At 70.5% G+C, this 22,140-nt stretch carries 21 protein-coding genes and 5 pseudogenes; 13 read left to right on the top strand and 13 right to left on the bottom strand.

Translation table 11 applies throughout. The features are described from left to right. Positions 1-111 precede the first annotated feature (111 nt). The 3 genes and pseudogenes from L7D48_RS10250 to L7D48_RS10240 all read left to right on the top strand — a co-directional run. Positions 112-843, top strand: a pseudogene (locus L7D48_RS10250) (FtsX-like permease family protein); the annotation flags it as partial. A gap of 83 nt (positions 844-926) precedes the next feature. After that, positions 927-2,324, top strand: a complete 1,398-nt coding sequence (locus L7D48_RS10245; RefSeq protein ID WP_237878671.1) for an MFS transporter — start codon at positions 927-929, stop codon at positions 2,322-2,324. Then, on the top strand, positions 2,321-3,571 hold the full coding sequence (locus L7D48_RS10240; protein WP_237878670.1) for an FAD-dependent monooxygenase: 1,251 nt from the start codon (positions 2,321-2,323) through the stop codon (positions 3,569-3,571). Before L7D48_RS10245 ends, L7D48_RS10240 begins: the two co-directional genes overlap by 4 nt. Positions 3,572-3,643: 72 nt before the next feature. On the opposite strand, the pseudogene L7D48_RS10235 reads toward L7D48_RS10240, so the two are convergent. Next, positions 3,644-3,754 (bottom strand): annotated as a pseudogene (locus L7D48_RS10235) (AAA family ATPase); the annotation flags it as partial. A 28-nt stretch (positions 3,755-3,782) separates the two neighbouring features. Further along, positions 3,783-3,986 carry a hypothetical protein gene (locus L7D48_RS10230; RefSeq protein ID WP_237878669.1) on the bottom strand — a complete coding sequence of 68 codons (204 nt, stop codon included), beginning with the start codon at positions 3,984-3,986 and terminating at the stop codon, positions 3,783-3,785. Between the two features lie 44 nt (positions 3,987-4,030). On the opposite strand from L7D48_RS10230, the gene L7D48_RS29555 reads away from it, so the two are divergent. From L7D48_RS29555 to L7D48_RS10220, 3 genes are all read left to right on the top strand, one after another. Continuing rightward, a complete protein-coding gene (locus tag L7D48_RS29555; RefSeq protein WP_374491863.1) occupies positions 4,031-4,375 on the top strand; it encodes a transposase in 345 nt (114 codons plus the stop codon). Between the two features lie 229 nt (positions 4,376-4,604). Continuing rightward, positions 4,605-4,898 (top strand): transposase, encoded by a 294-nt coding sequence (locus L7D48_RS10225; RefSeq protein WP_237878668.1) that lies wholly within the window; start codon positions 4,605-4,607, stop codon positions 4,896-4,898. Beyond that, positions 4,856-5,068: a transposase gene (locus L7D48_RS10220; RefSeq protein WP_237878667.1), complete on the top strand. Its 213-nt coding sequence runs from the start codon at positions 4,856-4,858 to the stop codon at positions 5,066-5,068. Before L7D48_RS10225 ends, L7D48_RS10220 begins: the two co-directional genes overlap by 43 nt. Positions 5,069-5,181: 113 nt before the next feature. Here the strand turns inward: L7D48_RS10220 and L7D48_RS10215 are convergent, their stop codons facing one another. Genes L7D48_RS10215 through L7D48_RS10205 form a run of 3 tightly spaced genes read right to left on the bottom strand, consistent with a single transcriptional unit; the run spans position 5,182 to position 6,855 of the window. After that, on the bottom strand, positions 5,182-5,412 hold the full coding sequence (locus L7D48_RS10215; RefSeq protein ID WP_237878666.1) for a tautomerase family protein: 231 nt from the start codon (positions 5,410-5,412) through the stop codon (positions 5,182-5,184). A gap of 29 nt (positions 5,413-5,441) precedes the next feature. Beyond that, complete coding sequence (locus L7D48_RS10210) at positions 5,442-6,029, bottom strand: SDR family NAD(P)-dependent oxidoreductase (protein WP_237878665.1); 588 nt, start codon at positions 6,027-6,029, stop codon at positions 5,442-5,444. 43 nt (positions 6,030-6,072) lie between these two features. Then, entirely contained in the window at positions 6,073-6,855 is a 783-nt protein-coding gene (locus L7D48_RS10205) for an SDR family oxidoreductase (protein ID WP_237878664.1), read from the bottom strand. Between the two features lie 158 nt (positions 6,856-7,013). Between L7D48_RS10205 and L7D48_RS10200 the strand changes: the two genes are divergently transcribed. After that, positions 7,014-7,919 carry a helix-turn-helix transcriptional regulator gene (locus tag L7D48_RS10200; RefSeq protein ID WP_237878663.1) on the top strand — a complete coding sequence of 302 codons (906 nt, stop codon included), beginning with the start codon at positions 7,014-7,016 and terminating at the stop codon, positions 7,917-7,919. 322 nt (positions 7,920-8,241) lie between these two features. On the opposite strand, the pseudogene L7D48_RS29550 reads toward L7D48_RS10200, so the two are convergent. Next, positions 8,242-8,469 (bottom strand): annotated as a pseudogene (locus L7D48_RS29550) (transposase); the annotation flags it as partial. Positions 8,470-8,590: 121 nt separating this feature from the next. Here L7D48_RS29550 and L7D48_RS10195 point away from each other — a divergent pair. After that, on the top strand, positions 8,591-10,207 hold the full coding sequence (locus L7D48_RS10195) for a leucine-rich repeat domain-containing protein (protein WP_237878662.1): 1,617 nt from the start codon (positions 8,591-8,593) through the stop codon (positions 10,205-10,207). A gap of 71 nt (positions 10,208-10,278) precedes the next feature. Further along, the gene (locus L7D48_RS10190; protein WP_237878661.1) at positions 10,279-11,130 is read left to right on the top strand and encodes a DUF1963 domain-containing protein; all 852 of its coding nucleotides are present in this window, start codon (positions 10,279-10,281) and stop codon (positions 11,128-11,130) included. A 109-nt stretch (positions 11,131-11,239) separates the two neighbouring features. Here L7D48_RS10190 and L7D48_RS10185 read toward each other — a convergent pair. From L7D48_RS10185 to L7D48_RS10170, 4 genes and pseudogenes are all read right to left on the bottom strand, one after another. Further along, positions 11,240-11,389 (bottom strand): annotated as a pseudogene (locus tag L7D48_RS10185) (IS630 family transposase); the annotation flags it as partial. Between the two features lie 157 nt (positions 11,390-11,546). Continuing rightward, positions 11,547-12,764 carry a glycosyltransferase gene (locus L7D48_RS10180; protein ID WP_237878660.1) on the bottom strand — a complete coding sequence of 406 codons (1,218 nt, stop codon included), beginning with the start codon at positions 12,762-12,764 and terminating at the stop codon, positions 11,547-11,549. Between the two features lie 247 nt (positions 12,765-13,011). Next, a pseudogene (locus L7D48_RS10175) lies at positions 13,012-13,830 on the bottom strand (IS5 family transposase). A gap of 49 nt (positions 13,831-13,879) precedes the next feature. Further along, positions 13,880-14,044 (bottom strand): hypothetical protein, encoded by a 165-nt coding sequence (locus L7D48_RS10170; protein ID WP_237878659.1) that lies wholly within the window; start codon positions 14,042-14,044, stop codon positions 13,880-13,882. A 130-nt stretch (positions 14,045-14,174) separates the two neighbouring features. On the opposite strand from L7D48_RS10170, the gene L7D48_RS10165 reads away from it, so the two are divergent. After that, the gene (locus L7D48_RS10165; RefSeq protein ID WP_237878658.1) at positions 14,175-14,846 is read left to right on the top strand and encodes an NADPH-dependent F420 reductase; all 672 of its coding nucleotides are present in this window, start codon (positions 14,175-14,177) and stop codon (positions 14,844-14,846) included. Positions 14,847-14,940: 94 nt separating this feature from the next. Here the strand turns inward: L7D48_RS10165 and L7D48_RS10160 are convergent, their stop codons facing one another. From L7D48_RS10160 to L7D48_RS10150, 3 genes are read right to left on the bottom strand one after another with little or no spacing between them, the layout of a single operon-like run. After that, entirely contained in the window at positions 14,941-15,792 is an 852-nt protein-coding gene (locus L7D48_RS10160) for a class I SAM-dependent methyltransferase (protein ID WP_237878657.1), read from the bottom strand. Then, positions 15,789-17,162, bottom strand: coding sequence for a hypothetical protein (locus L7D48_RS10155; RefSeq protein ID WP_237878656.1), 1,374 nt, complete (start codon positions 17,160-17,162; stop codon positions 15,789-15,791). Before L7D48_RS10155 ends, L7D48_RS10160 begins: the two co-directional genes overlap by 4 nt. A 1-nt stretch (position 17,163) precedes the next feature. Continuing rightward, entirely contained in the window at positions 17,164-18,000 is an 837-nt protein-coding gene (locus L7D48_RS10150; RefSeq protein WP_237878655.1) for an alpha/beta fold hydrolase, read from the bottom strand. 298 nt (positions 18,001-18,298) lie between these two features. On the opposite strand from L7D48_RS10150, the gene L7D48_RS10145 reads away from it, so the two are divergent. From L7D48_RS10145 to L7D48_RS10135, 3 genes are all read left to right on the top strand, one after another. Continuing rightward, positions 18,299-18,832 (top strand): hypothetical protein, encoded by a 534-nt coding sequence (locus L7D48_RS10145; protein ID WP_237878654.1) that lies wholly within the window; start codon positions 18,299-18,301, stop codon positions 18,830-18,832. A 136-nt stretch (positions 18,833-18,968) separates the two neighbouring features. Continuing rightward, positions 18,969-20,924, top strand: a complete 1,956-nt coding sequence (locus L7D48_RS10140; protein WP_237878653.1) for an AMP-binding protein — start codon at positions 18,969-18,971, stop codon at positions 20,922-20,924. 795 nt (positions 20,925-21,719) lie between these two features. Further along, on the top strand, positions 21,720-22,140 hold a 421-nt coding region (locus L7D48_RS10135; protein WP_237878652.1), incomplete at its 3' end, for a carbohydrate binding domain-containing protein.

Raw genomic sequence — 22,140 nt, 5'->3', positions numbered from 1 at the left:
CCTCCACCCCCTACCGCGGTAGCACCCCCACATTGGCTCCCCGGTACGACGCCCGGCGCTCAGCCGTCCCCGCACTCTTCACCCGTCACAGAAAGTGCACGCGAGAGAGAGACGGGACATGAGGCTGCGCAGGTGCAGGACCTGGACGTACGCGACGGCAGCCTCGACCGGCTCGGCGAGGGGCGTATCGCCATCGACAAGACCCTGGCGGCCTCGGCGGACGCCGGTGTCGGCGACCGGCTCCCGCTCTACCTCCCCGACGGGACGGAGGTCAGCCCCGAGATCGTCGCGGTCTACGGCCGCGGCCTCGGCCTGGCCACGGTGACCATGGACCGGGCGTCCCTGGCCGGGCACGTCACCTCGGGCTTCGACAGCACGCTCCTGGTACGGGGCGGCTCGGAGAAGTCGCTCACCGCCCTGGGCGAGGTCACCGACGCCTCCGGCTACGCCACCGAGCAGAACCGCGACGCGAAGCTGGGCGCCTGGATGAACAACACCATGGCCGCGGTCCTCGGCGGGTTCGCCGCCGTCGCCGCGGTCAACACCCTGGTGACGACGGTCCTGGGCCGCCGCCGCGAGCTGGGCATGCTGCGCCTCGTCGGCTCCACCCGGCGTCAGGTGATGACGATGCTCCGCTGGGAGGGCCTGCTGGTCGCCGTGGTGGGCCTGGTCCTCGGCTCCGCGATCGCCGCGGCCACGGTGATCCCGATGATGAGCGGCGTGACCGGTGACATGCCGTACGTGCCCCCGCTGGTGTACGGATGCTTCGCGGTCGCCGCCGGCGGCCTGGCCCTGCCGGCGGTCACGCTGCCGGCCCGGGCCGCGCTGCGCCGCTGGTCCTAGCCCGTCCGGGGTGGCAGCGCCACATGCCGTGCGCGCCCCCCGTCGCCCCCCTTCCTCACCCGGCAATGACGGAAAGGACACTCATGACCACGACCCTGGCTCCCCCGGTCCCCATCGGGAAGGCCGCTGTCGGAGCCCTCGGTTTACTGGCACTGTCCACCGGCGCTCTGGAGTCGGTGGTGTCACCGACGATCCCGCTCCTGGAACGCGAACTGGACATGAGCCAGTCCGAAGGGGCGCTGCTCAGCATCGTGCTCCTCATCACCGGGGCACTCATCACGCCGTTGGCAGGCAAGTTCGGCGACCGCTACGGCGGGAAACGGGTCCTGATCCGGCTGATGGCGGTCGTCGCGGTCGGCGGCACGGTGTCCGCCCTGGCCCCGAACCTGCCCGTGCTGCTGCTCGGGCAGGTGCTGCAAGGGGCGATGGTGGGCGCGCTTCCCCTGTCGTTCATCGTCGTGCGCAAAAACCTCCCCCCGGGAGAGTCGAGGGTCGCCATCGGGGTGGTCAGCGGACTCTTCGTCGGGGGAGGGATGGTCGGCATGCTGTCGGCCGGGCCGGTAGCGGAAGAGCTCTCCCGGCACTGGATGTTCGCGCTGCCCACGATCGCGGTCATCGGGGCCACCCTGCTCGTGAACAGGCTCATGCCGTCCGACCAGCCGGGCGGGTCGGACGACGCCGGCATCGACTGGCCCGGCCTGCTGCTCCTGAGCGGGATGCTGGTCACGCTCATGCTCGTACTCGCGCTGGCGCCCGAAGCGGCCTCGCAACCACTCGTGCTCGGCGTCCTCGTCGTGCTTCTGGCCGTCTTCGTCACCGGTTGGGTGTCCGTCGAACGGCGTGCGGCCTCTCCGGTGATCGATCTGCACATGCTGGCACGGCCCGCGATCTGGAAGGCGTGTGCGCTGACATTCGTGATCTGCCTCGGCACCTCGATGGCGGCCTATCTCGTTCCGCAGCTGCTCGACGAGCGCGGCGACGGGTACGGATTCAGCGCCAGCGCCACCGAGATCGGCTTCCTCCTACTGCCCGGCGCCGTCGCCGCGACGCTGGCCGGGCCGCTCGGCGGGATCGGGGACCGGCGTTTCGGCTCGCGTGCCGTGGTCAACACCGGGGTCGTCATGATGGCCGTCTCCCTGGTCGTCCTGGCGTCCGTGCACACCGAGGTCTGGCACGTCGTCGTCGGCAAGGCGCTGATCGCGCTGGCCAACGGCTTGTGCGTCACGGCGATGATGACCAGCACCGCCACGGCCGTCGATGCCAAGGACACCGGCATCGCCACCAGCCTGATCCTGGTGAGCCGCGTACTCGGCTATGCCGTGGGCGGGCAGCTCGGTGGTGCGCTCCTCACCGCCGCAACCCCTTCCGGGTCGGAGGTCGCGGCCGAATCGGCCTACGTCACCGGCTTCGTCACAGCCGGCGTCGTCACGTCGCTGGTCCTGTTCGTCACTCGCACCATGCCCAAAGGAGTCAAGGAATGACCCTCACCGATCAGCTGACGGATGTCCGTGGCACGCCGAGGCGCAAGGTCCTGATATCCGGGGCCAGCATCGCGGGGCCCGCCCTCGCGTTCTGGCTGAACCGCTACGGATACGCGGTCACGGTCGTGGAGAAGGCGCCCACCCTGCGTGGGGGTGGCTATCCCATCGACGTGCGCGGCACCGCGCTGGAAGTCGTCCGGAGGATGGGGATCCTGCCGCGGCTGCGGGACGCGCACATCGACCTGCGGCGGCTGACCTTCCTCGACTCGGACGGCAGCGAGGTGACCTCCCTGCACCCGCATGCCATCACCGGCGGCGTCGCGGGACGGGACCTGGAGGTACGGCGCGGGGATCTGACGGAAGCGCTGTACACGGCGGTCCGTGACGACGTGGAGTTCCTGTTCAGCGACTCCATCGACACCCTCGACCAGAGCGACCACGGGGTCGACGTCATCTTCCGCGGGGGCGGCAGCCGTACGTTCGACATGGTGTTCGGTGCGGACGGCATGCACTCGCGCACCCGGGAGATGCTGTTCGGCCCTGAAGAGCAGTTCCACCGCTACCTCGGCTACTGCTTCGCTGTGTTCACCATGCGCAACACCTTCGGGCTCTCCCACGAGACCGTGATGTGGAATGCCCCGGGCAGGGCCGCGGCGCTCTACTCCGTGGGAGACGACGACGAGGTGCACGCCTTTTTGAACTTCGCCCGGCCGGAGCCGCCCATGGACGCGTTCCGGGACCCGCAAGCCCAACGCGACCTGGTCGCCAAGGTCTTCGCCGACGCGGGATGGGAGGTCCCGGGCATGCTGGCCGCCCTGCGCGAGGCGGAGGACCTGTTCTTTGACGGGGTCAGCCAGATCCACATGCCCCGCTGGTCCAACGGCAGGGTCGCGCTGGTCGGCGACGCCGCGTACGCGCCCTCGTTCCTCACCGGACAGGGCACCAGCCTCGCGCTCGTCGGCGCGTACATGCTCGCCGGCTGCCTCGCGGGCCGGGGTCACGGCGCGGGCTTCGCCGCCTACGAACGCGACACCCGGCAGTTCGTGACCGCGAACCAAGGGCTGGTCGGCCAGGGCGGCGCCACCCTCTTCCCCACCACCGCCCAGGCCCTGGAGCAGCGCAACGAACGACTGCGCGGCCTCAGCGCCATGCCCCCGGCGGAGGGAAAACTGGCTCATTCGGCGCTCACTCTGCTCGAGCCCCCGCGCCGGCATGACCGCCGAGCCGGGTCGGGCCCTGCTGGCTGATGGAACTCCATCTGGAACAAGTCGAGCCGTTCCGTCACCGACCCGTGTCATGTCGTCAGCGCGGGTCGACGCGCGGCCGTAGCGGGCGATCGTCTTGTTCAACTGTTCCTCGTCGGCAGCCTCGGCGAGCTCGTTCTCCAGCTTCGTGGCAAGCGTGTAGCGCACCCGGTAACTCCGGGCGGCCCCGCCGCTGTCGTTCTCGCACCGGCCGTCACCGGGGAAGCCGGGCGGTCTTCTCCGCATGGGCCACGCCGACGTAGTAGTGCATGGCGGTCTTCTCCGTGATGCCGAACAGGCGCATCAGCCTCAGCGGATCGCCCATGCCGAACGCTTCGTTGAGGATCCGGTCCTGCCGCAGACCGTCCAGCGTGAACCCCTTGGGTAGGTGGGCCTTGACCCTTGATCCTGGACACACGAGACACTGGACCCTGGGGATCTGAGAACGGACATCTCGTGGTCATGAAGAACTATCCGCCGCAGTTCACAGCGGCCGCGGTCGCGCTGTACCAGTCGCGGCCCGAAGCGACGATCCGGCAGACCCCCGCCGATCTGGGGATCAACTCCGAGACCCTGCGGAACTGGGTCCGAGCGGCCGGTGCGAGTCGGCCCCGGGGGCGCCGGGCAGAGCCGGCAGCGGGGCCGCCCACGCCGTTGGAGGCGAGAACGCCGCCCTGCGCAAGAAGATCCGTGAGCTGGAGGAAGAACGCGGGATCCTGCGGAAAGCGGCGGAGTATTTCGCCGGCCGGACGCGCTGGTGAACCGCTTGCCGGTTCGTCGCCGACCACCACCGCCGCTACGGCGTGAAGCGGCTGTGCACCATCCTCGACGTCTCCCGCTCCAGCTTCTACTACTGGCGCGCGACAGCCGCGGACCGGGCAGCGAGGCAGGCCGACGACGCCCGTCTTGCCGCCCGGATACGGGCCGTGCACCGCGGCCAACGCTCGCGGTCGGTGAGGCCGGGCAGCTCCCGGTCGACCTGAGCTGCGATCTTCGCTCGCCGGGCCCGCCGGATGTGGAGGAGGCCGGGCAGGTCATGAGGCGCTTCACCCTCGACGGCCCCCAGCACTCCGCCTACCAGGCCCTCGAAGAACTCGGCCGCGCCGTGCGTACCATCTTCACCTGCGACGGCGGCCTACCGGTCATCGAGAACGGGAACAGCGCGAACACCGTGCTCCACTACGGCAAGGGCGGCGCCCTGACCGGCCCGGACAAGGAGCACACCGAGGCGTCGATGCTCACGCTTCATCTGCTCCGGTCCGCGCTCGTGCATTCAACACGCTGCTGGTGCAGCAGATCCTGGCCGAGCCGGCCTGGGCGAAGAATCTGAGGGACGAGGATCGGCGCGGCCTGACCGCACTGTCCTGGTCCAACGTCAACCCGTACGGCACCTTCCGCCTGGACATGGACAAGCGGCTCGACCTGGGGCTGACCGCTGCCGTGTCCCGCCCTCGCACCCCGGCGGATATCGCCGGCCGATCGAGTGCGGGGACACATTGAAGGGCTTCGCTGATCTCACCGGCCCCCGGATGAGCGAGGCCGTGTGGCCGGACGCTCGACCCGGTGGCCTTCGGTTTCAAGGTGGTGTCCTGGCCGAATGACGGCCGGTGCGGTCAGGCGTCGTTGATGTCGGTCGGTGTCGCCTCGCCGAGCATAGCGAGGGTGAGCACGTCACCGGCGATGCCCCAGCCGCCGTCGGTGACCTCTTCGACCAGAACCATGGTGTTGTTGCGGGCGCGCTCGCCGTAGATCTCGACGTACAGCTCGGTGGTGCGGGTGACGATCTCCTCCTTCTGCTTCGGGGTGAGGGTCTTCTCGGGGACCTTGAAGTTCGCAAAAGGCATGGCTGGTTGTTCCTTCTCTCAGTGGGGTGTTACAGGGAGCTGCCCGCGGTGAGCAGGCTGTCCAGTCCGATGCGGCGGAAGAAGTCGGCGCGGAGGCGGTCGGCGACCGCGGAGACGACTTCGCTGCCATCCCGGCTGGGGTCTATGTGGGTGCGCAGAGGCCGGGTGCCGGAGCTGCCGATCCATACCAGCAGCCCCGAGCCCTGCTCACGCAACTTCGGCAGGGCGGCGCGGTTGACGCGCCGGGTGCCCAGGACGTTCACGTCGTACAGCTCCGCGAACTGCTCGGCGGTGAACGCCTCGGCGGCGCCCAGGACCATGTGCCCGGCGTTGTGCACGACCACGTCGAGTCGGCTGTGCTCAGTGACGATCCGGTCGATTGCGCCGTCGGCGGAGTCCTGGGAGGTGACGTCCAGCTCGACGGCGTGCACGTCGACCCGGTGGTCGGTGCCGTAGCGCACCAGGTCGGCCACCGCGGTCGCGTTACGGGTCGCCATCTGGCGGATGCCCGCGTACACGGTGTGACCGGCGAGGGCCAGAGCACGCACGGACAGCGCCCCGATGCCGCTGGAGGCCCCGGTGGCCAGGATGGCCTTCCCGGTGTCGTCGCTCCTCATGACAGGATCTTTCGTTGATCGACGGGGTGGCTGGGCGGGCGGTTCAGATGATTCCGCCGTTGGCGCGGACGACCTGTCCGTTGATCCAGTGGCCGACCGGGGAGGCCAGGAACGCGACGACCTCGGCGATGTCCGACGGGGTACCGAGTCGCTCCAGCGGGGACTGGGCGGCCAGGCGGGCGATGGTCTCCTCGTCCTTGCCGTCCAGGAAGAGGTCGGTGGCCGTGGGGCCGGGCGCGACGGCGTTGGCGGTGACGTCCCGGCCCCGCAGCTCCCGAGCCAGGATCAGCGTCAGCGCCTCGACCGCGCCCTTGCTGGCGGAGTACGCGCCGTAGCCCGGGAAGGCCAGCCCCACCACGGACGTGGAGAACGTCACGATCGCACCACCGGGGCGCACCCGACGGGCGGCCTGCTGGACGACGACGAACGTGCCGCGGATGTTGGTGCGGTGCAGGTCGTCCAGAACGGCCAGGTCCAGCTCGGCGATCGGCGCCATGTGTGCCCGCCCGGCCGCGTGCACGACGACGTCGACACCGCCGAACTCTGCTTCGGCCGCGTCGAACAGGGCCGCGACGGCGTGTTCGTCGGCGACGTCGGCACGCACCGCGATCGCCCGGACGCCGCCGGTGACGGCCTCCTTCACGGCTGCTTCGGCCTCGTCCTGGTTGCCGGCGTAGCCGACCACGACGGCGTATCCGTCGGCGGCCAGCCGCCCGACGGTCCGGCGGCCGATGCCGCGCGAGCCGCCGGTGACGATCGCGACACGGGGTGAGGCGGAGGGCTGAGCCTGGGCAGCGGTCCCGTCGAGGGAAGTGGGGATGGGCATTACTGACTCCTGTGGTGAATGCGGGTCGGGCCGCGGTCTCGCCGTCGCCCTGCTGCGTCATCCACGATCGGCCGGTCCCCCACCCCCAGCCAGGGGTGCGTTTACCCAGGGGGTGCCACCCCCTGGCTACGGCTCGGCGCGCGCGCGACCATGAAGGGGTGAACCTTCCAGAACTCGGCGCCTTCCTCAGGACACGCCGCGACCGCATCCGCCCCGCCGAGGTCGGTCTCCCCCAAGGCCCGCGCCGGCGCGTCCCCGGGCTGCGCCGCGAGGAAGTCGCCCAGCTGGCAGGGCTGTCAGCCGACTACTACACCGAGCTGGAACGCGGCAGCGCGAAGAACGGCGTGCAGCCTTCGGCCCAGACCCTGGCCGCCCTCGCCCGAGCCCTGCGCCTGAACGGCGACGAGCGCGACCACCTGTTTCACCTCGCCGAACGGCCGGGCCCTCCGTCAGCGCACGGACCGTCGGCACACGTGCAGCCCGCGCTTCTCGGACTGCTGGACCAGCTGTCCAACACCCCCGCGCGCGTCATCACCGACCTGCACGAAACCCTGGTGGAAAACGACCTGGCCAGGAACCTGCTCGGTGAGTCCCCGGCACACCGCGGCCCGGCGGCGAGCTTCGTGTACCGCTGGTTCACCGACCCGCAGGCGCGCGAGAGGTACCCGCCCGAGGATCACCCGCACCACTCCCGGGTGTTCGTGGCCGACCTCCAAGCAGCGGCCGCCAAGCGCGGCCGGGATGCGGAGGTCACGAAGATGGTCGCCGTGCTACGCCGCCGCAGCCAGGAGTTCGCAGCCCTCTGGGACACCCACGACGTCGCGGTGCGCCGCATGGACCACAAGAAGATCGTCCACCCCACGCTCGGCATCATCGAACTCGACTGCTACAACCTCCTCAGCGAAGACGGACGCCAACGCCTGCTGTGGTTCACCGCCCCGCCCGGAAGCCCGGGAGCCGAGCAACTGGAACTGCTGTCCGTCATTGGGACCCAGGACCTGGGTATCAAGGAGGGCACGGCACCGGAGGGGCTGTCCGCGGCGGAATCCGGATCGCAGCCCTGACCCGCGCCGCCGGGGGGACCGCCTTCCCGGCAAGGCGTGGCGGTCCCTACCCCCACAGAGATGTGTTCTCCGGCCCGGGGCTCACGATGACCCCCTTGATTCCCGTTTTCCTCACGCTCACGGGCTGGTCTCCGCAGCGGCAGGTCGACCGGGCCCGGCAGCGCCGGTGTTTCATAGGTGGTCGGTCATGGCGTAGCCGACGACCTCGTGGGTGGCCGGGTTCGGTCGGCAGGCGAGGGAGAACCGGCCTCTGCGGTGGGCAGATAGGCGATGTCGCAGACCAGCTCGGCCCCGAGGCGCTCGGAATGGAGGCCGCGGCCGATCAGGTCCGGGGCGGACCTGGTCGTCGTACAGGCCGGGTCAGCGAACACCGCCTGCGCCGGGTGACGCCGCGCTCACACATCGCGCGGGCGGCGTGCCTACGGTTCACCCGCCGGTACCAGCCGTGCAGAGACTCGAAGCTGATGCCGGGTTCCCGGGCGACGGCGGCCACCGTCTTGCCCGAGGAATCGACGAGTGCGATCGCGCCCCGCTCGAACTCCTCGGTGTACCGCTTCGTGTGCTTGTTCCCCCGCCCGGGGCTGCCTCTTCCAAAACCTCAGGACCTCGGTTTCCAGGTGTCCACGATCAGGAGGAAACTTCATGTCACACCTGATCCCTAGAGTCCTTCCATGACACGACCAACTTCCCCCGGTGGGCCAACCGACGACACACAGGACGACAACACAGCAGTGCCGACACGGCAGTTGAAGGCGCTTTTGGAAACCGCGCATCCCGCCGAGGCGGGTGAGGCGGTCAGGGAACTCATGCTGCTGGCAGTGTCCGGCGGCGACGCGGAGTTGGAGCTGGCCGTGCGGTACAGCGGTGTCTCCGACTGCTCCACCGAGGAACTGCTCCGGTTGTGGGCGATCGCCGACGGAGATCCGTTCGGTTTCTGCGAGAACTTGGATGCCCCGGCGTACCGCGCGCGCAAGGCCGTCAGGAAACTGGTTTCCCTGTCCGCGCCGGGTGACGGCGGGCATGCCCTGAAACTGGCTGCCCGGTTCACCCCTCTGGACCCGTACGCGTCCAAGTTCCTCGTCCGTCTGTGGAGGACGGACCGTGACCCGGACAGTTTCGCCGAGCACTTGCTGGCTCCGGCGTTCCGCCAGGAGGGCAGGACGGAGCTGAGGCTGCCGTACGCCTCTTCCCTGCACGGTCTGCGGCATCTCACGATGCTCGAGAAGCTCGACTTCCACCAGTGTGACGGGCTCACCGACCTCACCGAGGTCGGTGAACTCACCGATCTCACGGACCTTGATCTTGGTGGCTGCAGGAGTGTGGAGGACCTCACCCCGATCGGCCGTCTTTCCCGGCTGACCCGCCTCGACCTGAGCCGGTGCGGCGCCGTCGAGGATTTCGAGCCCTTGCTGAACCTCAGTGGTCTGCGTCAGCTGAGGTTGAGTTGGACCAAGGTGCGCTCCCTCCGTATGTTCGGCGGGGCGCTCGACGCTCTGGAATCCCTGGATCTCCGCTCCTGCGGGTCTCTCACGGACCTGGAGGGACTCGCCGGGCTGCCGAACCTCGTCCACCTCCAGCTGAGCGGCGACCAGCTCCGCGACCTCTCGCCATTCGCGGCTCTCCCTCGACTCCAGTCCCTCGAACTCGACAGATGCAACGAGCTGACGACGCTCGAAGGGCTGGACGGTCACCCCGGGCTGACGAAGCTCGGGATCCACGGCAGTGCGGTACTGCGCACCACCGAGGGGCTGGGCGAGCTGCCGGCGTTGCGGGAGTTGACTTTCACCAGTTGCTCCGCGCTGGCCGACCTCAAGGGCCTCGACCGCCTGCCCGCGCTGCGCACGCTGATGATCAACGGCTCCGCCGTCCGCGACCTCGGTGACCTGGCCGGATCTCCGCTGACCACACTGACCCTGCTGTACATGAAGAACGTGGAATCGCTCAGGGCCCTCCGGGACTGCTCCGGCTTGCGCGAACTGACCCTCCGCTCCCTGAACGACTGCCCCTCGGTCGAGGGCATACCGGTGGAACGGCTCAGCTCACTCAGTGTGGCCGGCCCGCGCTGGGCCGCACTGCAGGACATCACCCTGTTCACCGCTTCGCCCCACCTTGCGGAACTCGACCTGCGTGGATGCCTGTCCCTGCAGGATCTCGGGCCTCTGCTCGACATGCCTGCCCTGGCACATGTCCACCTGGCCGAACGAATCGCGACCTCGCCGTCGGGCGTCCCCCACCCCGTGGTGACCGAACTCAGGGCACGAGGCGTGACCGTCACGCTGCACCGCTGACTGTTCACGATCCGCCGCTCACCCGGCACGATGCCTTCCGTCGAACCGACCTGGCCGCAAGGAGACTTCTCATGTCCCCCGAAAACCTGGACACACTGAATGAGTTCCGTGAGAGGGCCCTCGCAGAGGGCATCCCCCCGGACGACATCGAGCGGTGGGTGGCCACCGCCCGACCCTGCGCCTTTCTGGGCACCGGGGGGAACGGGCCGGTGGTGGGCCGGCTCGGCGGGCCCCTCATGCTTCCCGCGGACGCCCCCGACCCGTGGTGCAAGCTCGCCGCCACCATCGACCTCGCCGCGCTGCCCTCAGGAGTGACCGACCTCGGCCTGCCCGCCGACGGCCACCTCCTGCTGTTCGCCGACCCCGACCCCGACCGGATCGGGGAAGGAAACCTGGGCAGTGCACTCCACATTCCCGCCGGCGCACCCGTCGAGGAACGCCCTGTGGACCTCGACCCGGAATGGAAGAACTACCCCTACGAAACGGATCTCCCGGAAGGGCTGCTCCGCCTGAGTACCGACGTCTCTCTGCCGTACTACACCTCGGTCTACGCTCCCGGGCAGCCCTTGGACTGCGTGGATCACCCGGAACATCCCCATGCGAACGAGCTGATCGAGGTATGGACGGAGATGCCGGGCGAGGGCATCGGCCGCGGGCTTCAGCTGGGTGGGTACGCCGAGGACGAGAACTGGGCGGAAGACCCCAGCGTGGCGGCCGGGCGGGAAGCGGCACGAGCGGTGGCCCGAGGTGAACTGCCCGCGCCCGATACGGACGTACGTCCCGAGGACTGGGTGTGCCTCGCCCAGTGGATGCATGGGCTCGACGGTTTGGAGACGGCCCTCTACTCCTGGTCGGTCTCCCGGCAGGACCTTGCCGCGGGACGCTTCGACCGGGTCTACGCCACCATGACCTGGAACCCGTGACACCCGCAGGAAGCTGACCTGGGATGTCACCGCCGCCAAGGCGGGATTCGCTGGACGAGCGGCATGGAGAGCCCTCGGCGGCGCCCGGTGCAGGGGCAGCTGCCGGGGGCTACTGAGGCTGGACTCGTGGTGTCGGAGGGGTTCGTCCGGATCTGATGGTCAGGCCGGTCTCGGTGAGACAGCCGTCGATGAAATCGCTGCGGTACTGGATGTGCCGCAGGCCCCGCCGGATGCGCCGGATGAGGTGCTCGGGGGTACTGACCGAATGGTCTTCGGAGGCCAGTGCTGTCACTCGCTGGTGAGTATCCGACGTCGACCAGGAAGCCGCCGAGTATGCCGGTCTCTTCGAGTATGCCGCGTCGGCGGTGCAGCCCGGCGCTGGGCACTTTCCCGGCTCGGTGACCCCGTGTGGGGGTTCACGCGGGCACCGACGGCCTTTCCCGGCTGACGGTGTCGAGCAGTAGTTCCGCGGCCACTGCTGCTCCGTCGGTGCGGATGCCGTCGGCCACGGCCCGTGCCCGTGCGAGGGTCTCGGGGCCGAGGGCCGTCCCGAGTGCGGCTGACAGGGACTGGGTGGTCGGAGCCGAGCCGTCGTGTGCCGCACCGATGCCCAGGGCGGCCACCCGGCCGGCCCAGTAGGGCTGGTCCGCCGCCTGGGGCACTACCACCTGCGGCGCTCCGGCCTGGGCGGCCGTCGTCGTCGTGCCCGCGCCGCCGTGGTGCACGACGGCGGCCACCCTGCCGAACAGTGCCTGCTGATTGACCTCGCCGACGACGAAACAGTCGTCCCGGTCGTCGATCAGAGCCAGTTCGGCCCAGCCGCGGCCGACGAGTGCGCGGCGGCCGTGCGCGCGGATCGCCTCGATGGACACCCGGGCGATGTCCGCGGAGACGCCGCGCATGCTGCCGTAGCCGACGAACACCGGAGGTGTGCCCGTGTCCAGGAACGCCAGCAGGTCGTCCGCCAACGGGCGTTCGTCCGGCAGGATCCACGCCCCGGTGTGCACGACGTCGATCTCCGGGGTCTCCCGCCACGGCCCCAGGACCGGGTCCGACGCCAGCCACGGCCGGTCGGTGAAGATGAAACCGTAGACGTCGTCCACCGGCGGCAGACCGGCCGAGGCCCGGTGGGCGTTGAGCGCCCCGCCGTGCAGCGCGTTGAAGGTCCGGGCGTTCAGGTCCCACCGCGCCCGGTTGTCGGTCACCTCCGGCGGGAACGACTGGCCCGCCAGCAGCGTGGGGGGCGCTTGGTGCGGCGACCGCAGCAGGAACGGGCAGAAGGTCGCGTACACGTAGGGGATACCGAGTTTCTCGGCCGCCGACCGCGAGGAGAAGTGCGCGAGACCGGTCGCCAGCAGGACGTCGCATCCCTCGGCGGCTGCGGCGACCGTGCCGAACTGCGCGGCCAGCTCGGTCACACGCCGGGAGGCCGCCGATTCCGTCGACGGCGCCGTCATCGTGCCCATCGGCCTGCCGACCGCCACCAGTTCCACGCCGGCCCTGGCCAGCAGCCGGGCGAAGACCTCGTCCGGCGGCGCACAGACCCTCACCTGCGCGCCGAGTTCCCGTAACCGCACCGCCAGCGCCACCAGCGGTTCGACATCCCCGCGCGACCCATACGTCGACAACAACACACGCACTACGCGACTCCCGTTTCTGCAGGTACTGGCCTCGGTCGGTGATTCTGCGGCCTGACGGGGGCCTTGCCGCAAGCCCCCCGGTGCGCTATACGTTGAGCACGGCAAGGGGTGGGAATCTCCTTGCCTTTGGTTTTTGCCGTCCGCGGTGAACGGGCGACCTCCCGATGAAGCGACGGCGTGCAGCGTAGGACGGCACGTCGGCCCAGGAGGTTCTCGCCTACGCCCCGCGCTGTCCTGAAGCTCATCGCGATGTGCGGTTCGGACGTCGTCGGCAGATCAGCGCGCAGCCCAGGGTGAGAAAGGCTTCACGGAGGTCGTCGCGGATCCCCCAGCGGATCCACAGGCGGCGGAACCAGCGCAGGTGGGCGAACCCGCGCTCCACGACCCACCGCTGGGTTCCCAGCCCCGAACCGTGCTCGGTGCCACGGCGGGCGATCAACGGCTTCACACCAAGGTCCCAGACCATGCGGCGGTATTTGTCGTGGTCGTAGCCGCGGTCGGCCGGCACCACGTCCGGGCGCTGCCGGAGGCGGCCACGCTTGCCCCGCACCGGCGGCACGGCCTGGAGCAGCGGGATCAGCTGAGTGACGTCGTTGCGGTTGCCGCCAGTCAGGGTGGCGGCGAGCGGGATGCCGGTGGCGTCGGTGATCATGTGGTGCCTGCTGCCCGTCCTGCCCCGGTCAACGGGGCTTCGTCCGGTCTTGGACCCCCTTTTAGCGCACGGATGTGGGAGCCGTCGACGGCCGCCCGGGCGAAGTCCAGGGCGTCCGCGCTGCGGAGCTTGGCGAGGAGGGCCTCGTGCAGTCGGGGCCAGACGCTGGCCTCGGTCCATTCGGCCAGCCGGCGCCGGCAGGCCATGCCCGAGCCGAAGCCGAGTTCCTGCGGCAGGTGTTTCCAGGCGATTCCGGTGTGTAGTACGAACAGGATGCCCTGGAACACCAGCCGGTCCGGATGCCGCTTGCACCCAAGGGTGCCGGGCCCGGCGCTCGACCTTCGGCAGCAGCGGCTCGATCACCGCCCACAGTTCGTCGTCGACTTCCCACGGCTTCGGCCGCGCCACCCCACGCTCCCGGATCGTCGGTTCCGGAGTGATCCAACCACCTCAAAGATCACTTCGTTAGGAGTTCTAAGGCCTGCAGGTCGTGCTGGGAGGTGTCCAAGTGGGCTGCGCTCTTGGAGAACTCGGCCTCCAGCGCATCCAGGGCATGGGTCATTTGTGCTTGAACCGCGTCGGCGTCGGGCTGCTCGAACACGGTCCGCAGCAGCGTGACCACCCTCCCCCAGCCTCCGGCCCGGAGGCGCCCCCGGGCTGGGCCGACTTCGGCACCTAGGTCCTTGGTGCCGGTCCCACACCGGCCCGCAGACCGATCCGCCACGCCCCGACCTGCGGATAGCGTCCTTCCCATGCGTATAGGACTCATCGGTACCGGCAACGTCGGCCGGGCACTGGCCCGCGGCTGGAGCACCGCGGGACACGACGTTCTCCTCGGTTCCCGCCACCCCGAAGAGCGAACGGGCCTCGGGCTTCCCGTGGCCGGTCTGCGCGAGACGGCCGACCACGCGGAGGTACTGGTCAACGCGACGCCCGGAAACGTCTCCGTGGAGCTGCTGCGTTCCATCGGCGCCCCGGCGTTGTCCGGCCGTCTCTTGATCGACGTCGGAGTGGGCCTCAACGACGACTACACCGAGCTCTCGCACCCCAACAGCAGCCTGGCCGAGCAGATCCAGGCGGCCTTCCCCGCGACGCCCGTCGTCAAGACCCTGTGCACCATGGACTCCACCGCGATGGTCGACCCGGGAGGTCTCGCGGGCCCGTCCACGGTCTTCCTCTCCGGCGACGACGCCGAGGCCAAGCGGACCACCGGACGTCTGCTCACCGACCTCGGCTGGCCCTCGTCCGCACAGCTCGACATCGGCGGCATCACCACCGCACGCGGACAAGAGCACTTCGCCCTGCTCTTCATGGGGATCGCCAACGGCCTGGGTTCCCACACCTTCAACATCAACGTGGTGGTTCGCGACACGGACCACGACGACGTGAAGAAGGCGGCATCCGAGGTCACAGCCCGGCGATGACCGGCCCGGTGTCTTCTCCACCAAGGTCCCGTTCTGAGCGAGTGACCGAGTGCAAGCACCAGGAGCGTGGGCCCGGGAGTCGCTGCCGCCCGCCTCACCGGTCCTCGCCCGGGCGTGCCGGGGGGCTCGGGCCGCCGCTCCCCACGGCCCGCCCCGCTCGGTTCCGGCGCTTACCGAGGTGATAGAGGTGAAAGCGTGAGCCGGTGCGGTGGGGTGGAAACGGCTTGGGGCTGAGAGTACGCAGATGGACCGCGTCCCGGAGCGAGGTTTCGAGGGAGCCGTGCAGGACGCGGTCGCTGGTCTCGATCACCACCATGCACGGCACGCGGTCGCGGGACCGGTGGATGTTCCCGATGATCTCGGGCACCGGGGGCGAGGTACGGGCCAGGTCGAGACCGTCCGGTGTGAGGGCCGGGCCCCAGGCGGGCTCCACGAGGTAGATGTCGCGCTCGCTGCGGGCGGGAAGCATGCCGAGCAGGTCGCGGTAGTCCGCCAGACGGAGGTCGACAGTGGAGCCGACACGGTCGAGATTGCGCCGGCTGACCTCGTGGACGGCCGGGTCGAGTTCGGAAGCGTACACGGGGCGACCCAGGCGCCGGCCGAGGTGGTGGCCGAAGTTCCCGGAACCGCAGAACAGGTCGACGACCATCGCCTCGCCGTCGGCCTCGGGAGCATCGGCCTCGATTTCGGCGATGGCGCCGGCGACGGCCACGGGGTGGGGGTCCTTGGTGCACTCGATGGCGGTACGGCCCAGGATGCGGAGGCCTCGGGCCTCCATCTCGGGTGCGGGGACGCCGTAGAGGGACAGTTTCTCGGGGCGTCCGCACATGAGGCGGCCCGCCTCGCACAACTGGTCCGTGGTCAGGACCTGGTTGCGCTGGGGGCCGAGCAGCCGGTTCCTGAGAGCGAAGTAAGCCGCGTGGTCGGAGCTTTCGGAGGTGTTCAATCCGTCTCCAGGTATGGGGGAGGTTCCGCTGACTGTCGCGCGCCGGGTGCGGTACGAGCCGCAGCGGCCGACCGGTCCGGCCGTTTCCGCGGAGCCGGGTCCCGTCGGCCGTCACCCGTTGTTCCGGGAGGGAGGATCCTGGTCAGCACCGCGTGGACCGGTTCACCACCGAGCAGTCCCCGCAGTTCCTCGACTCCGTGCCGCCGCCGCTCCGGGGTGAGCGAGAGGTGGTGCTCGATCCGCTCGTTGAGCGTTCCGCGGAACGCCGCGTAGAGCTCGTCGTCCTCCCGTACGCGGCCGGCGATCTCCACGAGTGCCGCGGTCCCGGCGAAGTCGTCCTCGGGTACCCGGTGGTGCGGCAGGACGTCCGCGAACCGGCCGGCGTTACGGCCGAAGAGCGTGCCGTCGAGTCGGCGCAGGGTGTAGACGTGCGCGTAGTGCTGCTCGTGGATCCCGAGCGGCAACCGTCCGAGGGCCACCGACTCGTGGAGTGCCGTGAGTCCTGGGGCGAGCAGGTAGCCGGGCGTGCTCGCCACCGCCCGCAGCAGGTCGCGCTGCCGCAGGAGGCGACAGTCTGCCCGTCGGCCGGCAACCGAGACGGTCCGCTCCCCGCGCCCGCCGAAGGGTCCGCCGCACACCAGAACGCGCGGAAACCGGGGCCAGTCGCGCAGCAGGTCGGGGATCCAGCGGTGGAGCAGGCGCAGGTAGTCGTTGTTGACGTCGAAGTCCAACAGGAAGTTCTTGAACCCGCCGATGTTGACCAGCAGGTCGTGCTCCGGTTCGGCGTCGCGGGGGGTGTTCCTCAGTCCTTCGAGGTCGACGATCGGGCCGGTCAGGTGGATCGCGGGCCCGGAGCCGAGAGCGGCGAACTCGGCCGCGCGCTCGGGGACGCCCGGGAAGTTCTGCACCACGCTGTGCGTGGCGAGCAGGTGTGCCGCGACGATGCGCTCGTGCGGTGAGAGAGCCGCCAGGTGCCGGTCCGCCGCGGCGTAGGAGGAGCGCGGCATACTCGCGCACAGGTCGCGGATCCGGGCCAACGGCCGTGTGAGCCGCCAGAAGCCGAACAGGCTGTCCACCATGACCACCGGCCGCCGCGCCACGACGGACCGCAGGGCCAGTTCGGCGTCCATGACCGAGACCACCTGGTCTCCGGTCTCCAGCAGGCCGTCGATCATCGCGGCTCCGGTCCTCCCGCGCGTCCCGCCGGTCTCGTGTACGGCGTCGAAGGCGTCCGGGTTGCGCCGCGCGAACGCCGCCGCCACGCCACTGCCGACGAACACCCGCTCGGAGCCGGGGAGCAGCCGGGAGACCGCGACGAGTTCGGAGGCCGGGCCGAAACCGCAGTTCTGGGCCCCCATCACGATGCGCATGTCAGCGTCCCCCACCGGTGCGGCCCGAGGCCACCGCGCCGGACGGGACCGCGAACACCCCGGCGAGTCGCCTGGCGAACTCGGCCGGGTACCTCGCGTAGCCGACGTGGCCGCCGGGGAACAGCACCCGTTCACGGCCGAGCCGCTCCGCGAGGACGACCGCGGGCCGGTGGACGGCGTGGGTGCGCGAGTCGTAACCGCCTGCCACGACGATCCGGTCCGCCACCGTCGCGAGCCCGGTGAGGTCGGGTACGAAACGCGTGACCGGCCTGACGGTGTGGGCCAGGAAGAACTCGGTGTTGTCGTGCGCCTCGGGCAGCGTCGGCGCGGGCCCGTCGCCGAACACGAGCTGGAGCTTGCCCATGGCCGCCGCCACGCCCTCACGGCGGAACGTCTCGTGGACGTCCTCGAAGAACGCCAGGTGGTCCTCGGCATCCGGCAGCAGCCCCATCGCGGGCGGTTCGTGGGCGACCGTCAAGCGGATCCGGGTCTGGCCGCGGACGGCGAGTTCGACCGCGACGAGCCCGCCCGAGCAGCTTCCGAAGACGTGCACGGGCTCGTCGGGCCCGGTGAGGTGCTCGAGCAGGCGGTGCGCGTCGTCGGTGTGCTCCTCGATCCGCTGGTCCGTCGGCGGACCGTCGAGAAGGCTGCGCGAATTGCCGCGCGGGTCGTATGTGATGACGCGGTGGTCCGCGGCCAGGGCGGCGGCCAGGCGCCTGAAGACGGCCGCGTCGGAGTTGCCGCCCGCGATGAGCAGTACCGGCGGCCCCTCCCCGCGCACTTCGAAATGAAGCCTCGCGCCCGGTACCGCGAGTGTGCCGCTCTCCTGTGGCTCCATCACACTCCAGGGTTCGAAGTCGACGCGGCGCTCCAGGGGTCCGGGGAGATCGTCCGCGTGGGGAAACGCTCGGAAGTCCGCGTCCCGCCTGCCGCCCGCACGGTCCACTGACCCACACCCTTGTCTCGGGCGGCAAGGCGTGGGCCGGGGAAACGGGGGCGTCGGCCGGCGCGGTTCTCACAGGGGCAGCGCACGAGGTTCCGCCTGCCTCCGGCACCGCTCCCGCGCGCCCGTCTCACGAACGGGCGTGCCGGGCATGCCCCCTGTGCACACCACACACCCCGAAGGAGGCCGCCTCATGTCCGTCATGAGAGCACGGGCACGCTTAGCAGTTCTGGCAACCGCCGTCACCGTGCTCTGCGCCGGCGCACTGGCCGCCGGGCCCGCCCGCGCGGAACCACTCGCGCTGCTGCAGTGCCAGGGAACCGAGTCCGTCGCCTACAGTCCGGGGGTCACCTTCCAGCCGCAGGACGTCGACGTCACCACCGACGGGCGCCTCGGTTCGTGCATCGACGGCGCGGGCGAGGTGACGAGCGGGGCGTACGGGGAGCGGTTCACCCTCCACGTCGGCTGCAACGACCTGCTCGGCGGGTTCCAGGGCCTTCGGACCTTCACGTGGAGCACCGGCGACACCAGCGTCATCGAAGCCCGGGGCAGCAGCACCGCGGTCGCCGGGCAGGTCGTCACCACACTCACCGGAACCGTCGTCCAGGGTCGCTTCCAGGGCCGCTCGGCGACCCAGGTCATCACCCTCCCGCAGCCGGGACTGCTGCTGTGCCTGACCACCGGTGTCACGGGCGCGACCGGGGTGACGACGCTCACCGTCGTCTGAAGCGGCCCGCGCCGCCGATCGTCGGACGCGGCGGACTCGGGTGCCCGGGTCCGCCGTACGGGTCCGGGACGCGAGCGGCCCGCCGTTTGTGCCTTCCCGCCACCAGAACGTTCCCCGTCCCAGCGAGGAGAGCCGGTTGCCGGACATCAACGACGTACGGAGGATCCTCTCCGAGCTGGGCATCGAGCAGGAGCTGCTGCGCGAGGACGCGCTCCTGCGCGCTCACCTCGGACTCGACTCGGTCGACATCACGCAACTGGAGATCGAATTCTCCGAACGCCTCGGCACCCGCGTCGACCTCTGGAGTGAACACGACCACACCCTGCGGCAGCTCGCCGACGCCTTGGGCGGGAACGGGCCGGGTCCGCGGGTGTCGGCGGACTACCGGAGCCGCGGCTGGTGGCGCCCGGACCCGCTGGACGACCTGGTCCTGGGGGCTCACGGACGTCAAAGCCGCCGTGAGGCGCTCGTGGGCGACGGCCGGGCTCTCACCGGGGCCGAACTGGACGCCGCCGTATCGGGCTGTGCCGCCCGGTTGGCGCGCTGCGGAACGCACCCCGGCGAGAACGTACTCGTGCAGCTTCCCAACCAGCCCCAGCTCGTCGTCCTCGTGCTCGCCCTGATCCGGCTCGGCGCACGCCCGGTCCTCGCTCCGCCGACGCTGCGCGAACACGAGCTCACCCCCGTGCTGTCCTCGGTACGGCCGACAATGATGGCCGTACCGGCCCGGCAAGGCCGTTTCGACCACCTCCGGTTCGCCGAAGGGCTCCGGGAACACCATCCGTTCGTGCGGAACCTGCTGGTCTCCGGCGGGGTCGACCCGGCCCGCGGCCACCTGGACCTCGACGAGTTCGCCACGGCCGGAGAGGCGGTCCCCACGGTGAGCGACCACCGGCGCGCCTCGAACATCGCCCTGTTCCTGCTGTCGAGCGGCACCACCGGCGCGCCCAAGCCCATTCCCCGTACGCACGAGGCGTTCGGCCACGTCGTCCGCGCCTCGGCGACGGTGTCGGCGCTGACACCGGACTCGGTCTATCTCGCGGTCATGCCCGTGACGCACAGTTTCGCCTTCGGCCACCCCGGAATCCTCGGCGCACTCGCCCACGGAGGGAAGGTCGTCCTCGGGGCGCCCGGGGATCCCGTCGGCGCGATGGCGCTGATCGAGCGGGAACGCGTGACGCACTGCGCGCTCACTCCTGCGATCGCCCGTCAGTGGCTCACCGCACGGACCGCCTCGCACGGGCCCGACCTGCCGAGCCTGGAGGTGCTTCAGGTCGGTGGCGCCCGCCTGGACGAGGAGACCGCCAGACAGCTCGGCGATGCCTTCGGCTGCCGGATCCAGCAGGTGTACGGGATGAGCGAAGGCCTGCTGAACTTCTCCCGGCTCGACGACCCCCCGGAGGTGGTGTTCGCCACCCAGGGGCGGCCCGTCTCACCGGGGGACGAGACCCTCGTGGTGGACGGCGGAGGTCGCCCCGTCGCCGACGGAGAGGCGGGCGAGCTCCTGGCCCGGGGCCCTGGCGTCATCACGGCCTACCACGGCGACACGGACCCCTCCTCGTTCACCTCCGACGGCTTCTACCGCACCGGCGACCTGGTCCGCCGCCACCCCTCGGGCAACTTCGTGGTCGTCGGACGCGTCAAGGACGTGATCAACCGTGGTGGGGAGAAAATCCCGGCGGCCGAACTGGAGGCACTGGTCCAGAAGCATCCCGGCGTGCGCGCAGCCGCCGCTGTCCCTGTGCCCCACCCCGTCCTGGGCGAAGCGGTCTGCCTGTACGTCGTCGACGGCGGAGGGGGCTCTCCGACACTGCGGGAGATCCGCCGCTTCCTCGAAGACGGCGGACTGGCCCCGTTCAAACTGCCCGAGCGCGTCGTCAGGGTGCCCGCGCTGCCCCTGACCGGAATCGGCAAGATCGACAAGGTGCGGTTGCGTGAGGACGCCGCTGCCCGGCTGGAAGCCGAGTACGGCGGCCGCTCCCCCTCCGAGGGCCTGGTTCCGCGTCCGAACGACCACGGTGCGGGAGCGGGTACGTCCGGCACGGCGCCGGGTTCAGCGGCGGCCAGGGTGGACCGCTCGGGGTTGGTGTAGACCCGCGCAACGGCTCGGCCCGCACACCGATGTCCACCCCCAGCATCTCGCCGACCCACCGGTCCCACTGAGGCCGACCGGCAACTCGCCGACGACCTCGCCGTCCGCCTGCCCCGAGACGACCGACCTGACCGGGTGAGTCCGTGCCCCGGAAGGTGTAGTGCGGACTTCCCCGACGGTTGCGGATGTTGAACGTGCTCGCGCCCTGGCCCGTGTGGTCGTGCGGAACCCGCGGTGACCGGGGCCGAGATTGCTGCGGCCGCGCCTGGTGACCTCCGAGCCGGCGCCGGTGCAGTGCGCACCGGCGCCGGCCCCGGAAGCTGCTCGCGGTGCCGGCACAGCACACCGAGGCCGGAGCGTCACCTGGTCATCCGGGGCCCCGGCCTCCAACGGCGCGATGCCGTTGACCGGCATGCCCTCCGCCGGCTGCTCCGGCCCGCGGGGCGGCCACAGCAGGCGCGCGCGGACACGTGGCCTGGACGGAGATGACGGCTTCACGATCCGCCGCAGTGCGCGGAGCCCGCGGACGCGCACGTTCGGCTTGTCGCCGCCGAGCTGATCGACCGCCCGGCTGAATCGGCCGGTGGTGCATCCCTCCTGGGCGAGGCGCAGACCGTCCTGGCCGGTTCGCGGTTGCCGCCGGGGGCGTACGCGCCGACGAACACCGCCAGGCCCCAACCGCCTCCGGACCCCTTGACAACCTTATTGGTCTGGACCATTTTTCCTGGGGCGCGGTGTCGCCGTGCCACCGAGAACGCGCTCCCCCACCACCGCCCCCGACCCACGGAGACAGCCATGGACCGTCCCTCCGCACAGACCAGCAGAAAGAGACCCCTCCGCATCCGCGCGGGAGTCGCCTCCGCGGCGTGCGCCGCTCTCCTCGCCGGCGGCGCCACCACGCTCGACGGCCGCGACGCCTACGCCGCCGAGCCGAACCTGGTGCGGAACGCCGGCTTCGAGTCCGGCCTGAACGGCTGGACCTGCTCCGCCGGCAGCGGCACGACCGTCTCCTCCCCCGTCCACGGCGGCACCGCGGCGCTGAAGGCCACCCCCGCCGGCAGCGACAACGCCAAGTGCACCCAGACCGTGACCGTACAGCCGGACTCCCAGTACCAGCTGAGCGCCTGGGTACAGGGCTCGTACGTCTACCTCGGCGCATCCGGCACCGGCACCACCGACGTCTCCACCTGGACCCCCGGCGGCTCCGGCTGGCAGC

The organism is Streptomyces sp. ICN903, from assembly GCF_022015835.1.
Taxonomy (GTDB): domain Bacteria; phylum Actinomycetota; class Actinomycetes; order Streptomycetales; family Streptomycetaceae; genus Streptomyces; species Streptomyces fenghuangensis.
The sequence above is the reverse complement of the archived record's forward strand: the minus strand, read 5'-3'. Positions and strand labels throughout refer to the sequence as shown.